Source organism: Pseudomonas sp. FP215 (genome assembly GCF_030687795.1).
In the GTDB taxonomy this organism is placed as follows: domain Bacteria; phylum Pseudomonadota; class Gammaproteobacteria; order Pseudomonadales; family Pseudomonadaceae; genus Aquipseudomonas; species Aquipseudomonas salmasensis.
In genome coordinates this window covers 3,654,384-3,668,907 of the sequence record NZ_CP117447.1, presented here as the reverse complement: position 1 = coordinate 3,668,907, position 14,524 = coordinate 3,654,384, and the positions used below count along the sequence as shown (strand labels likewise).

At 58.3% G+C, this 14,524-nt stretch carries 11 protein-coding genes; 9 read left to right on the top strand and 2 right to left on the bottom strand.

Annotation, left to right across the window (positions count from 1 at the left end; translation table 11 throughout):
• Positions 1–583 precede the first annotated feature (583 nt).
• Entirely contained in the window at positions 584–5,407 is a 4,824-nt protein-coding gene (locus PSH76_RS16450; RefSeq protein WP_305492596.1) for a dermonecrotic toxin domain-containing protein, read from the top strand.
• A 588-nt stretch (positions 5,408–5,995) separates the two neighbouring features.
• Here the strand turns inward: PSH76_RS16450 and PSH76_RS16445 are convergent.
• Together PSH76_RS16445 and PSH76_RS16440 are read right to left on the bottom strand one after the other, a co-directional pair.
• Positions 5,996–7,270, bottom strand: a complete 1,275-nt coding sequence (locus tag PSH76_RS16445) for a glycoside hydrolase family 68 protein (RefSeq protein ID WP_032892378.1) — start codon at positions 7,268–7,270, stop codon at positions 5,996–5,998.
• A 213-nt stretch (positions 7,271–7,483) separates the two neighbouring features.
• Complete coding sequence (locus PSH76_RS16440) at positions 7,484–8,362, bottom strand: LysR family transcriptional regulator (RefSeq protein ID WP_305492595.1); 879 nt, start codon at positions 8,360–8,362, stop codon at positions 7,484–7,486.
• Between the two features lie 155 nt (positions 8,363–8,517).
• Here PSH76_RS16440 and PSH76_RS16435 point away from each other — a divergent pair, with 155 nt between their 5' ends.
• The 8 genes from PSH76_RS16435 (at position 8,518) to PSH76_RS16400 (ending at position 14,517) form a co-directional block, all read left to right on the top strand.
• Positions 8,518–8,943, top strand: a complete 426-nt coding sequence (locus tag PSH76_RS16435; protein ID WP_014718007.1) for a VOC family protein — start codon at positions 8,518–8,520, stop codon at positions 8,941–8,943.
• 112 nt (positions 8,944–9,055) lie between these two features.
• Positions 9,056–10,312 (top strand): cation:dicarboxylate symporter family transporter, encoded by a 1,257-nt coding sequence (locus PSH76_RS16430; RefSeq protein ID WP_032892374.1) that lies wholly within the window; start codon positions 9,056–9,058, stop codon positions 10,310–10,312.
• A gap of 104 nt (positions 10,313–10,416) precedes the next feature.
• Positions 10,417–10,998: a TetR/AcrR family transcriptional regulator gene (locus PSH76_RS16425; RefSeq protein ID WP_032892373.1), complete on the top strand. Its 582-nt coding sequence runs from the start codon at positions 10,417–10,419 to the stop codon at positions 10,996–10,998.
• Between the two features lie 56 nt (positions 10,999–11,054).
• Positions 11,055–12,182: an alkene reductase gene (locus PSH76_RS16420; protein ID WP_032892371.1), complete on the top strand. Its 1,128-nt coding sequence runs from the start codon at positions 11,055–11,057 to the stop codon at positions 12,180–12,182.
• 44 nt (positions 12,183–12,226) lie between these two features.
• On the top strand, positions 12,227–12,970 hold the full coding sequence (locus PSH76_RS16415; protein ID WP_032892370.1) for an SDR family oxidoreductase: 744 nt from the start codon (positions 12,227–12,229) through the stop codon (positions 12,968–12,970).
• 92 nt (positions 12,971–13,062) lie between these two features.
• On the top strand, positions 13,063–13,449 hold the full coding sequence (locus tag PSH76_RS16410; RefSeq protein ID WP_032892368.1) for a nuclear transport factor 2 family protein: 387 nt from the start codon (positions 13,063–13,065) through the stop codon (positions 13,447–13,449).
• A gap of 313 nt (positions 13,450–13,762) precedes the next feature.
• A complete protein-coding gene (locus tag PSH76_RS16405; RefSeq protein ID WP_305492594.1) occupies positions 13,763–13,984 on the top strand; it encodes a PLDc N-terminal domain-containing protein in 222 nt (73 codons plus the stop codon).
• A gap of 14 nt (positions 13,985–13,998) precedes the next feature.
• Entirely contained in the window at positions 13,999–14,517 is a 519-nt protein-coding gene (locus tag PSH76_RS16400) for a hypothetical protein (RefSeq protein WP_098952003.1), read from the top strand.
• Positions 14,518–14,524: the final 7 nt, after the last annotated feature.

The following is a 14,524-nucleotide window of genomic DNA, read 5'->3' as shown; positions in this document are numbered from 1 at the left end:
AACCACGCTGGCCGGAATTCGACAGGGATTTGGGGGGTAAACCGGCAGGGATGCCGGTTTAGCCGCCCCGCGCCATGGATGGCGCGTGGCGGCGGCCCCCCAAATCACTGGCGGATTACGGGCACACCGAGCCTAAGCGAGGTGCCGAGTGGTGGGGCAAGAGCGTTTTGCTTACTTTGCCGCTTTTGCAAAGTGAGCCGCCGTCAGGGCGGAACCCTAAGTGGCCGTTACCGCAGCAATGGATATGTACACCATCCAGCTGTGTCGACTGTGAGGCCGTCTTCGCAGGCAAGCCAGCTCCCACAATTGGATCGTGAGGTGTCAGGTAGATAGGCGTCGCCTGACTGGCCGCCATCGCAGGCAAGCCAGCTCCCACATTTGGATTGTGGGGTGTCAGGTAGATAAGCACCGGCTCTCAGGCCGTCGCGGGAGCAAGCTCCCTCGCCACAGGTTCGGCGTCATACCGAAGTATCACGGTGCACTACACCGTTACCGCGTTCGAATACGCCTGCGTGGTACTTCTTTTTGCCAGGCTCCCCCACCTCGGGTTTTGGAGCCCCAACGGACAAAAAGGACGTTTTCCATGCCTCGCAACCTACCGCTGCCACCCCCCGACACACTGATCGCCAGAGCCGTCGGCACGCAGTTCATGCATCACCCCACCTTGATCTCCGTCACCGGCCAATGGCTGGAAAAGGGCATCAAGGAGGCCTATCCCAACCTGGACTTCAACCTAGTGACCACCAAACTGGCCACCCCCAATGCATTGGGCGGGTGGGACCTGCGGGTTTTGCTCAATGTCGCGCTCGACTACCTGGGCAACGGTACTTCGCTGGATTTTTCGACACGCTACAACCGGGATCACTTCCTGACCAACCAGGCGCCCACACCGCTGGCCCTGGCGGACGAGGCGGCGCCGGCCGTGGATATGCGCGTGATCGAGCAGGTCATTCGCGAGCTTGCTGACGTGGTCCCGACGGCGTTTCAGCAGGCGTTGATTGCCTATTGGGACCAAGGAGGAGGGGATGGGACGAGCCGTTGGCGCGGGCTCAGCGAGCTGCTGCGCAGTAACTTGATCCACACGGCCATCACGACGGCATTTGCCGAGCCCGCCCGTGCCGTCATTCAGCAGGTCACCGACTACCCGGATCGGCTCGACCGTCAGGCGGCGATGAAAACCAAGGCCGTGCACATCTATGTCATGGAAACCACGCTGACCCGAGCGGGGGCCTCGTTTACCCTGTTATCGCCAGACCTGCTGCTGGTCAACGCCTCGCTGATCCTGCTGTGCCCGCTTTCGGGGGCGGTTGAGTCATTCACTTCCCATGATGCGTTCGATCAGTATTGGGCGGCGAAGCTCGACGCTGCTTTTGTCGCGGATGCGATGACGTGGAAGCGTTTTGAGCCCAACGGCAATGTGTTTCAGGTTCAGGCCGCGGCGGTGCTCAATCAGCAACTGCAGGACTTGGCGGCCATCGCGTTACCTTCTGGCCGGGGGCTGCATGCGCTGGAGCAGCAGTATGACGCCGTGAGCGATCCATCCCCCTTGTTTGTGAACCCGGCGCCGCACTCAGCGGGGCCGACCGACCTGATGGAAGACCGGCTGCCCGACTGGCTGAAGGACGCTGCGCAGAATCAACGCCTGGCTTATCGCACCCATGTGCTGGAACTCGCCAGTGCCAAGGCCCGAGCTGGCGGGCAGTATTTTCTCGACGGCGTGAGCGACCTGCGTACGTTTGCAGCGAAGGCCCTGCATGCGCAGATGCTGGTCGATCAACCGATAGCCCCCGGCTACAACCCTGACGAATTGGAACTGACCTTTGCCGTGGCGGCCGGGTACCCAGGCGGCGCGGGGATTATCCAGCGCCAAACCCTGTCATTGACCGACCTCGCCCTGTGCAACCTGGTGGGCAAGCCCAAAGGCCCGATGACCATTCGGCATACGGGCGGTCAATTGATCCAGGACTGGACCACCCCCGATTACCTCACGGATCTGGTCCAGCGCGTGGACATCGGCAAGGCCTACCCTGACTACCTCAAGCGCCTGCTGCTGGCCGATAGCGACGACACCTTGCAACGCCAGCGGCTATTTGGCGAGCAACTGCGGGCGCAGTTACCGTTGCAGGCGTTGACGCTGGCGATCCAGGGGCAACAAGGGTTTACGGTGTTGGGCTATCGCTATGTCGCAGCGCTGATGCAACGCAGCGCTGCTGAGCGGGTGGTCGAGGGGCGCAAGGTCGTCATCCGTGCGCTGGCCCTGCTGCGCAAACCGGGGGCCGAACCGGACAAGGCCGACAACCTGTTTGTGATCCAAGCCCAGGACCTTGAGCCGGGCCCGGTGATTCTTTATCGCCCGCTGTATGCTCAAGCGTTGACGCAGTACGCCAGCCGCGAGGCGTTGCTGGCGGCGATTGCCCAGCCTGGAGCCCTGCAGGACAGCGTGCTGATGTGGCTTGGCGAACCCGCGCGGCCGGTGTATGCCAACGGTGGGTTCACTGAGCCGCATATTCTGCGTTTCGGCCTGGGGGCTGAGTTTGACCGGCTGGAAACGCCCAGCCCCGCGACCTTGGCCGCCGATGAGGGCAGTGAGCAATTGCTGCAACACCAACGCAATGACCAGTTATTGGCGTACCTGTTTGGCGAGCATGTGCGCGCACTGGTGGACTTGGCTGAACGCGAGTCGGTGTCCAATGCCGAAAGTCGCTGGGCGCTGTTGCTCGAAGGTGGCGGGCTGTTGCTCAACACCTTGCTGTTGCCCTTGTTGCAAGGCTCGACGATGTCGATCGCATGGTTGCTGCTGCTGACTCAAAGCCTGCACCAGGACATTCCCGCCCTGCAGAGTAATGATCCGACTACCCGCGAGCTGGCCTGGGTAGACCTGCTGAGTAGCCTCAGCCTGGCGCTGTTGCACATCTCTGCGCGCGCCATCCCTGAACAACCCTTGATCGCCGCAGACCTGAGCAGTACGGCCGTGGCCCTGGCGCACTTGCGGCGTCCCGCTGGAATGCTGTCCAGCGCAGCCAAACAGCTGGCCGGCCCGGTTATGTTGCCTGCCGTGCCGATTGCCGAAGGTCGCACCGCCTTTGACTTCTCGTTCTCCAATGCGCTGAACGGCCTTAGCACCAGCCAGCGTGCCTATATCCAGCGTTTTAAAGTGCCGCGTCCCGCAAAACTGCCGATGCCGGTGATGACCGGGCGTCTCCAAGGGCTTTACCGCCTGGACAGCGGGCTGCACGCCTTGATCGGCAATGACGTGTACCGCGTCAGCCGCGAGTCGAATCGCGTATTTATCGTGGATGCGCTCGACACCTCACGCAGCGGCCCGTGGTTGAAAAACGATGGCAACGGCCGATGGAGCCTGGACCTCGCGCCAAAACTGCGGGCGGGTGCGCCGGGTGACCAGATCAAGGCGCAACAACAAAAAAATCGCGCTGCGAAAAAGCACATGAAAGCCGAACAAGCCCGGCTTGATCTGCAAACGGAGCGCGAGGCGGATGTAATGACCACCCGTTTCGACAGCGTGAAAGCGCAGCGCGATCTGTACCTCTCAGCCAGAAACAAACTCAGGAACTGGTGGGCACTGCTTGAGCAAAATACCGATGAGCGAAAAGTTGCCTTCCTGAAAAAACAGCACGAAGACGAACAGGCCAACTGTCAGGCACTGCTGCAATCCTTCAACCAGGCCCTGGAAGCGTTCGTCGTGCAGGCGGGACGTTTGATCGAGGCACGCCGCACGCTGATCAAGGCGATCAAACCCGCAACGGCGGCGTTGGAAACCAGCGACTTCGAGAAGGCTCGTTCCACTGAGTATGGCGCCATCAGCGCCACGCAATTGCTCATCCATAACCTGCACTTGGCGCTGGCCATGGACAGCAGTTTTTCACCACGAGGCGAGTCGGTAGGGGCGATCGCCCAGCGTATCGACGTGAATACGCCGGCGCGAACACCCGAGGCTTATCAAGACCTCATCGCGCGTATGGTGGCGATGAACGACCACGAGCAGCAATTGCTGGAAGACACCTACGCCCTGGAGGCCACCCTGAATGAGCACGCGCAGGACTCCACCCGAGGGCTGGGGGAGAGTCGGGCATTCATCCAGTCGCTGCCCACCCAGGAGATGGCCGACCCCTTCAACGTGGCGCTGAACAATCTCAACTTGCTCAGAACCTTGAGCATCGACAACCTCGCGCTGACCGACGCGCCCGCGGTCCAGCATTTTTACCAATTGCTCAACGAGCAGGGCCTGCGACTGGCGACGTCCTCCCACATCGCCCTGAGGACCTATGCGCATTTTTCGGTGAGCGAGCGCAAGGCGGTGCTGGCGACCTTGATCAACCAGTACGCGCGCCTGGCGAGTGCATCCGAAGCGCTGCACGAGCTTGACCCAGCGTTGAGCCGCCCGCTGTATCAGGCCCGCTTCCTGGAGCGGCTGGATCAAGCGCGCCAGAGCGCCGAGGCCGAGCTGGCGGCGCTGGTACGAGAGGAGGAGGGCATTGCCATGCCAAGCCGCGCACCTGCACTTCGAGCCCCCAGGCGTTCCAACCATCGAGCCTTTAAAACCCAGCGACGCGGCACGTTGATCGGCGATGTGCGGGCGGCGCAATCGGCCGAGCAGGTGGCGATCATGGAAATTCGCGACCCGTTCAATCAACAAGCGGTTGGCCGTTTTGTCGAGCATCCCAGCGAAGGGGTATGGAAGGACTTGGTGATCGCCCGCCCTGAAAAGCCGACGCCTGTGCCCCCTCAACGCTCTTTGGCAACGTTGAAACGCGCTGCCGATCAACTGACGGCGCAAAAGCAGGGCATCCGGCGCTCTATCCAGTTCCAGATGAAAAAGCTGCAGGACCAGACGCGCCGCGAACAGGTCGACCCAAGGGATTGGGAGGTCATGCTCACGCAGCACGCCAATAAGCTCAGCGACATCATCCGGGAAATTGAGGCGGACCATGCGGACAAGCCCGGTGTGCCGACGTCGCTCGATCACTACCGGGCCGAGGTTGCCAGCCTGCTCGAAGAGGGGCGCGACTACCGCAGCACCGGGTACAAGGCGCAACGCCCCTCCCAGGAAAACGTCGATTACCTGTGGACCCATCGCCAGGTCGATATCAACCTGGTGCATGGGCGCCAACTCACCGCCAGCGGTGACTATGTGGCGGAGTTCGCCGTGCGCGAAAAAAACGCCTCCACGGTGCTCTGGTATGCCCACTTTCATTATGCCGACACTGAGGTGGCGGACAGTGCCTACCGTGTTGCCCATCTCAAGTTGGCCCACCAGCGCTTCCTGCGGCAGAAGGATCTGGTGCGAGACGCGGGCGCCAACGACAGGGCAGTGTTGAAGGTGATCTATGCCGACGTGACACCGCCATTGGATCAAAAGCTGTTTCTGGGGTTGTTGGTGGGGGACTGAGTACCTGGCCGGTACAGCTTTGATGCATTACGTGCCCTCAGCCAACGGTGATGGGCAGGATAACTACCTATCTGACGGTCCACGGTCCAAAATGTGGGAGCTGGCTTGCCTGCGATGACGGCCTACCAGCCGACAGCTATCCACCTGACGCCCCACGGTCCAACTGTGGGAGCGGGCTTGCTCGCGAAGGCGGCCTGACAGGCGACACTGTTATACCGAGTAAATATCCATTCCTGCGGTAACGGCCACTTAGGGTTCCGCCTGACGGCGGCTCACTTTCGAAAAGCGCGAAAGTAAGCAAAGCGCTCTTGCCCCACCACTCGGCACCTCGCTTGGGCTCGGTGTGCCCGAACGCAGGCTTGAATCCGTACCCACGAATTCAAGCCTGCGTTCGGCCAGCGTGGTTTAACGGGGCGCCTAAGATCAAGAGCAGATCAAGATCAAGAGCGACTCGCTTCGCATCGTGGTTACCGGTGGTTGTGGCGAGCTGCACAGTGGGGTGAGTGCCTATGTGCATTCGCTCGACTGTCAGGCCGCCACAGGTGCGGGTTTGCCATGTATTCAAACCCGCTGCCTCATAGCCTCCGTTTACTTGAGCGTGACGTCGAGCATCGGCGGGATGTAGCCGTAGTCATACTCGGCGACCACGAACGTTTGCTGCCCTTTGATCTTGATGCCCACCGTCGGTGCTTCGGTGCCACCGATACGGATCTGCGTGCCGGTGTCGTCGGTCGGTACGCTGTCGATGAAGGAGGTCACCAGGCCGTTGGGCATGACGCAGTGCGAGTAGGTCTGGAACGGTTGGGAGGACGGGTTGCCCAGTACCAGGCCAGAGCCGTTCAACGGTACATACGGGCCGAACAGCGAGTCGGCGACGAAGCCGTACACGCCGTCCGGGCCGGTCACGCCGTCGGCGTAGGTAAAGGTGTGGCTGATGGTGAACAGGTAGTACTTGCCGTCCTGAAACACGAAGTGCGGGCGTTCGGTCTGGTCGTTGACGCCGACTGCGGTCAGCAGCGGCGGCAGCATTTCCCAGTCGTCGCCGTCTTCGTCACGGGCCACGGCGATCCCGACGCAGGCGGTCTGGAAGCGTGAGTTGCCGACGTCTTCATAGCCTGGCGGCACGTCGCCGATTTCGGCTTTACCGACCTTGTGCGAACCGCGTTCGCCGGCCACGTTGCCTTCGAACAGCATGTACAGCTTGCCGTCCTTCGGGTCGCGGAACGGCCATGGATCGCGAAAGCCCCAGAAGGCGTTTTGCGCTTCGGTCTGGTACATCTTGCCGTCCGCTTCGAACAGCGGCTTGACCTTCTCGAAGCCCACCAGGCTGACGCCATGCTCGGTGGTCACCACGCGGCCACGCACCTTGACGATGGTCGCGCCGGGCGTGACGGCGGTGTAGTACAGGTCCACTTCGCCTTGCTCGTTCAACAGGATCGGCGTGCCGGCCCACTCGCGCACGGTGGGCGAAACTCCTTCAGCCATTACCCGGCCGCCGAGCTTCCAGTCTTTGCCGGTGCGGGAGAACCAGTAGTACATCTTTGCCCGGCCATGGCGATCGTTCCAGTCGCGGATGACGTCGTAGTTGCCATTCTGATCGAGGTATTGCGGGTCGTTCGGGTGGCGATCCGCAGTGAGGGTGAAGATCACCGACCAGCCGTCAACGGAGGTGATGTTGCCGTCGATATCACGCAGCGGCATGGTGTCCCAGATAAAAACCTCGTCACTCAATACCGGGAAGTTCGCACTGACCAGTGGCTGGGTGGTGGTGGGGTCGTCCGCATGGACTTTGAGCGCATCGGCGCGGGTCCACAGGCTGGGTTGATGGGGTGTTTTACCAAATTTCTCAGGGGTGCTTTTCATAGTAAGCCTCGTCCATGAAGGGATTCAAAATACTGTATTCATATACAGTTATTTGAATTTAAAAGACTCGGCTTTCTCGGTCAAGGATAAAAATGCATTTATGCATAAAATGTGTTTTTTGTGAGACTGATACGTTTCATCTCGTCTCGTTTCTAGACGTTCTGTCCTCGAGCTATCGGCGTGGTCGGGTGGCGACCACTGGCGAGCGCTTGGTTAGATCAGGCCTCGCTTGAACTGGTCAGAGATCAAGTCAGCCAGTATCCGCACCGGTTCGGTGAGGCTTTGGCGAGAACGGTGTATGAGCCCGATATCACGATGAAAGGTGTGTATGCCCAGATCGAGTGTTCGAACACCCATAGGCCACTCCGGATCTCTGCACGTTTGCGGCACCAATGCGACGCCTACGCCCTTTTTAACCAACTGGAGGATGGCTTCCAGCTCATCCAGTTCGCACACCTCATGCAGCGCGAAATGCATTTGCCGCACAAATCGATCAACCTGCCGGCCGCCGAACGATGAGCGGTCATAGCGAATGAAAGGATGGCTGGACAGGAGCGCCGACCAGTCTTCACCCGGCACTTCGCTCGGTACTATCAGCCGGTAGGGCTCCCGCGCCAGCGTCGTCCAGTGCAGGTCACTCTGAAGCGAGAAGGGGGGGCGAATGATGGTGGCCATGTCGATCTCGCCAGCGTCGACGAGGTTGACCAATTCCATCGACAGCCCTGGAATGATTCGCGTGCGACATTGCGGGCATTGCTGGTGAAACCTAGCCAGCGATTCGGGCAAATATGAGCGCTGCACCGACGCGATTGCGCCGATAGTCACCCGCTCGTTGGTGGGTTGTCCCATCGTCGAGGAACCCAGGTTGTCGTAAAGATTGAGCAGCTCCTGAGCTTGCAAGAGTACCTGGTGGCCCATTCTATTGAGATGCGCAGAGCGTCCTTTTCTGTCGAAAATTTCGACGCCCAGTTCAGCTTCGAGGCGCTGGATTTGCGCGCTCACAGCGGCCTGGGTCAGGCCGATTCTGTTGCCGGCAGCGGCAAAAGTGCCTTCCCGCGCAACAGCGATGAGTGTCTTGAGTTCTTTGATCATTCATAAATATTAATTGTGTTTCTAAGAAATATATATTGATTTTTATGTTGGGTTTTCCGTCCTACGATGTTTTCCATCCCCGGCAACGGCTGAGCCAAGCGAGGCAATGACGGGGGAATGTTCGCCAAGCCCACAAAAAAAGCACTGGAGATCTGATGAGCCTCTCGCCATTCCACCTCGCAATACCTGTTTACGACCTGGCTTCAACACGGACCTTCTACGGTGAGGTTTTTGGTTTAGAAGAAGGGCGGTCCAGCACTCAATGGGTCGATTTCAATTTCTATGGTCATCAACTGGTGATTCACGAGCATCCCAAAACCGCCTCTCAAGAAAGTGTTCATAGCAATCCGGTCGATGGTCATGATGTTCCTGTTCCGCACTTCGGCATCATTCTGGGTTGGGAGCAATGGGAAGCGCTGGCCGAGCGACTGAAGTCGTTTGGTACCGAATTTGTGATCGAACCGTACATTCGTTTTAAAGGTCAGGTTGGCGAGCAAGCCACCATGTTCCTGTTTGATCCTTGCGGCAATGCCCTTGAATTCAAGGCGTTCAAGGATATGGGCCAGCTCTTCGCGAAATAAGAACACCCATGGCACAGCTGAGCTGTGCCATGGGTGCTCACGTGAGCTGCAAGCTCATGACTCTAGCAACTGCTGATAACGCAGACCTTTCATACCAACAAGAAGGCTAGACATGAAACGTATTCCCTTGGTGTGGCAAATCGTTGCCGGGCTGTTGCTTGGCGTGCTTGTCGGTTGGTACTTCAATACCCATCCGCACTATCAGGCATGGGTCAGCGTGCAGGTTCTGAAACCGCTTGGTGACATCTTTATCAAGATGATGAAGATGGTCGTTGTGCCAATCGTGTTCTGCTGCATGATTCTGGGCATTGCCGGTGGCCCAGACAGCAAGTCATTTGGCCGCATGGGTGTGCGCTCGCTCGGTTATTTCTTTGCGATTACCGCGCTGGCCGTCGTCATAGGCTTGTGTTTCGCAAATCTCTTCGAACCGGGAACAGGTACCGATATTTCCGGTGTTTCGCACGGTGCCGCATCCATCATGCTGGAGCCGCCGAAAGGAGCGCTGGTAATATTGCAGAACATCGTGCCCGATAACGTATTGGCTGCGATGTCCGAGGGGAAATTGCTGTCGGTGTTGTTTTTTGCCGTGCTGTTCGGCTTGGCATTGAACGCCTTGCCGAAAGAGAAAAACGCACCGGTCATCGCACTGCTTCAAAGTGTTTGCGATGCGATGTTCAAGGTTGTCTCCATGGTTATGGCTTATGCGCCTGTGGGTGTGTTCGGCATGATCGGCGCGACCGTGGCGACGTTTGGTTTCGCTTCTTTGTTGCCATTGCTCAAGTTGATTGGTGTTGTGTACCTGGCGCTGATTGTTTTTGCGTTGGTGGTACTTGGCGGTATTTGTTACTTGATAGGCGAAAACATTTTCAAGTTGATCCGGTACTTGCGCGATGAGTTGATGCTCGCGTTCTCAAGTGCCGCCTCGGCCGCAGTGATGCCGCAGTTGATGACAAAGATGGAAAGTTACGGCGTGCCGCGTCGGATCGTCAGTTTCGTGGTGCCGGTGGGGTATGCGTTCAACCTCGATGGTGCGTCGATTTTTCTTGGGGTGGCGACGATCTTTGTCGCGCAACTCCATGGCATCGACCTGTCGTTATCCCAACAGATGCTGTTGGTGGTGACCATGGTGCTGACTTCCAAGGGCGCAGCAGGGGTGCCAGGTTTCGCCATCATCATCTTGTCAGCGACATTGGCCTCAGCAGGTCTTCCACTGGAAGGCGTGGCGTTGATCGCTGGCATTTTCAGGATCATCGACAGTGGAACCACTACGTTGAACGTGTTGGGCAATGCCATTGCCCCGTTAGTCATCGCCAAGTGGGAAAAGGTCGAGCTCAGACCTTCAACGGATTATCCAGCCGCACGGGCTTAGTCGTTTGCAGGAGCAACGATAGGCGAGAACGCAGGAGGTCATTCGTCAGGTATTGCTAATGTTTTGTAGACGACCGGTCTAGTTTTGGATAGGCTCTCGTCATTATGAAAAAATCTAATCTGGACATGCGACAGCACATCATCGATGTAGCGAAGACACTGATGACCCACAAGGGCTATACCGCCGTCGGTCTTATGGAAGTATTGACGACGGCGGGCGTGCCCAAGGGCTCGTTTTATCACTACTTCCGCTCCAAGGAGGAGTTCGGCCAGGCACTACTGGAAGAGTATTTCCAAGAGTATATCGGTCGGGTAGACATCGTCATGGCAGCGCAAGGGACTGGCGCCGAGCGGCTGATTGGCTACCTGAGTTACTGGGCGAAGACACAGGCGTTCGATCATCCCGAGGAGAAATGCCTGGTGGTGAAGCTCGGCGCAGAAGTGTGCGACCTCTCGGAGGACATGCGCAGCGTACTTGAAGAGGGCACCGCGCTGATTATCCAGAGGATCACCCGGTGTATTGAACAGGGGATGGCCGATGGCTCCATCACGTCGACCCAGAACGCCGAGACATTGGCTGAATCGTTGTATCAACTGTGGCTTGGGGCTTCACTGTTAGTGAAGGTGCGAAACACAACGGCTGCTTTCGAAACAGCGCTGAACACGAGTAAGCGTCTGCTGGCATAGGGGCGTTTTTTTTTACCACTTTACTAGACGACCGGTCTAATTTATCGAGAGGCTTTATGACCGATATCACCACGGATACCGACCTTTTTTCTCCCATGCATCTGGGGGCGCTGCAATTGGCTAACCGGATAGTCATGGCGCCCGTCACACGTAGCCGGATGGCCGACGACGGTGTGCCAAATGAAATGCACGCCACTTACTACGCTCAACGTGCCAGTGCCGGCTTGATCATTGCCGAAGCGACGAACATTTCTGCCCAAGGACGTGGCTATGCCATGACTCCGGGAATCTGGTCGCAAGAACAGGTGGCCGGCTGGAAAAAGGTCACCGACGCAGTGCACGCGGCGGGCGGCAAAATTGTCAGTCAGTTGTGGCACGTGGGACGTTTTTCCAGTGTCGAGTTGCAACCCAACGGCGAAGCGCCGATAGCGCCTTCGGCGATCAAGGCTGAAGGTAGCACCTACACCGAAAATGGCTTTGTCGAGGTGTCGACGCCTCGTGCGCTGCAAACCTCGGAGATCCCAGGGATCATCGAGCAATACAAGCGGGCCGCCGAGAACGCCAAGCGAGCCGGTTTTGATGGCGTAGAAGTGCATTCGGCCAACAGCTATCTGCTCGATCAATTCCTGCGTGATTCCACTAACAAACGCACCGATCAATACGGTGGCTCCATTGAGAACCGGGTGCGACTGACCTTGGAAGTCACCGAAGCCGTGGTTTCGATATGGGGTAACGACCGTGTCGGTATTCGCCTTTCACCGGTGACCCCTGATGCCGGTAATACGCCTCCTGACAGCAATGTCATGGCGACTTATGGCTACCTGATCCAGCAGCTCAATCAATTGAACCTGGCGTACCTGCATTTTGTTGAGGGCGCCACGGCGACCTCCCGCACCGTGCCCGAAGGCGTGGACCTGGATGCACTGAGTGCCCAGTTTGAAGGGCCATTCATAGGCAATAACAACTATGACCTGGCGATGGCAATCGAACGCCGGGCGCAGGGCCGGATCGATGCGGTTGCATTTGGTCGCTTGTTCATTTCCAACCCCGACCTCGTCGAGCGTCTGCGTCGCGGTATTGAGCTGACCATCGCTCCACGCGAGAGTTACTACGGCGGGGGTGCAAAAGGTTACATCGATTGGCCAACCGCTGACGCCTCACTAGCAAGGTCCCGCGCTAATTAAGGCGCAGGCGTCGCAATAGCAGTCATTGCAAAAAGGTATTGAACATGAATTACCTGCAAAACAAGGTAGTCATCGTCACGGGCGCATCCTCAGGCATCGGCGCGGCAACCACCCGGGCGCTGGTAGCGCAAGGTGCGCGTGTGGTTGCCGCCGCCCTTGATGAAGAGGCGTTGGAGTCTTTCGTCGCTGACCTGCGCGAGGCCGCAAGTGAGGTGGTCGCGTTTACTACTGATGTGACTCAACCGGATCAAACCCAGGCACTTGCCAGGTTTGCCCGTGAAACATACGGCGCCATCGACATTCTGGTGAACAACGCTGGCCTGATGCTTTTTTCCCGTTGGGTTGATCTGGCCGTGCAAGATTGGGAAAAGATGATCGATGTGAACATCAAGGGTTACCTCAACATGACGGCTGCAGTATTGCCGTTCATGTTGGAACAGAAGTCCGGGCAGATTCTCAATATGGACTCTGTTGCAGGGCATCAGGTAGGGCCGTCTGCGGGTGTCTACAGTGCGACCAAGTTTTTCGTCCAGGCCATGACCGAGTCCATGCGCAAAGAACTTGGCGTGCAGCACGGTATTCGCGTTAACACGATCAGCCCTGGCGTCATCAATACAGGGTGGGCGGACAAGGTCAGTGATCCGCAGGGGCGCAAGGCTGCCCAGGCGCTGAACCGGATTGCAATTGGGCCTGACGATGTCGCCCGTGCAGTGATTTACGCGCTCAACCAGCCGGAAAACGTCACCGTCAATGACTTGATCATCTCGCCGACGCGCCAGGATTGGTAACGGGCGGCGGTCATTGACTCATTCAGCAAGACCCCTCGGCTATGTCAGGCGAGCGGTGTGGCATCTCATCCCCTATGAAAGGAAAAACAAGCATGTCAAAGAATATCAAGGCAGTACCCACCCACGCGTACGACGCTGTCATCGCCACAGCCAATCAGTACGTGGAAGGTCTGCGTACCGGTAATGCTCAAAGCGTTGCACAAGCCTTCCATCAAGACGCAGTGATGTATGGGTTCACCAATGGCGAGTTGCTCGGCGGCCCGATCAACAACCTGTTTGATTTCGTTGCGAAGAACGGCGGCGCCCCCCAAATCACCACTCGCCTTGACGTATTGGCAATTACGCCGAGCACCGCAGTAGTACGTGTCGATATGGAAAACGATGCGATTGGCGCCGATTACAACGACTACCTGACACTGATCAAAATTGAGGGTGTCTGGAAGGTGATTGCCAAGGTGTATCACCAGTTCGACGCGTAAGCATCAACCGATCCCGGCACGCCTGATGCCGGGATCGCCGGGCTGTCTATTCAAAGGGTCATACGATGCCAATGGTTGAATTCTCCGCTGTTTTGAACGCCGTGCACAACGCGCCTGGAGCGTGATGAAGAAGTTTGGTGAGATCCAGCAATGGCACCCTGCGATTGTCAAAAGCAGCCTCGAAGACGGCGAGTCCGATGGGGCTGTTGGGTGTCTACTTGCTCAGTGTCGATGAGTCCAACGGTAGGCCCTTAAAAATAATGAACCCTGCCTGCGCCTGTGCACCCAAAGTTACATAACCTGGAGGTGCATCATGCAAACCACTTACTTCTGGATAGGCCTGGCAGTGATCCTCGTACTGCTTGATGCGTGGATCATCAACAGCATCTGGCGCAGCGATAACGCCTCGGCGAGCAAGGCAGGCTGGAGTGCGGTAGTCGTGGTCGTGCCGTTCTTGGGCGCCGCAATATGGGCGATTGCCGGCCCAAGGGGTGTCACCAAGGGGCCGTCTTCTCCCGAGCACAGCAAGGGCTGAGTCCGGGCCGCGCTATGAACAACCCAGGCCCCGACGACTTACACAGCCGCAATTATCCGGTGCAGGAAAACATGGCCTTGCAGCGCAAGGTCTGGCGCTTTGAGCGGGTGGGTTGGTACGCGCTGCTGGCGCTGATCGGCTTGAGCTTGGCAGGCTTGTTTTCCAGCGGGCCGCTGAGCAACCGCGAAGTGCGCAGTGCCGATGGGCAGTTGCGCGTGGAGTACCAACGCTTTTTGCGCAATGGTGCCTCCGACGGGCTGGTGATTCATGTGCAAGGCAAGGCCCAAGAACCCCTGGAGGTCGAGTTGAGCGGTGAGCTGCTGCGCGGTTTCAATATCGAGATGCTGCAGCCTCAGCCGCTCAAGGCCAGGGCGGCCGGGGAGGGCGTGAGCGTCTGGATGCAGAGTGACAACGCCGGCCACGCCGTGTTGTACCTGACCTTGCGCAGCGACACGATGGGCAGTGTGGAGACCCAGGTGTCGCGACCAAAAACGGGCGCGTCCGTGCGCTTTTCTCAGTTCATCTACCCTTGAGCGCCTG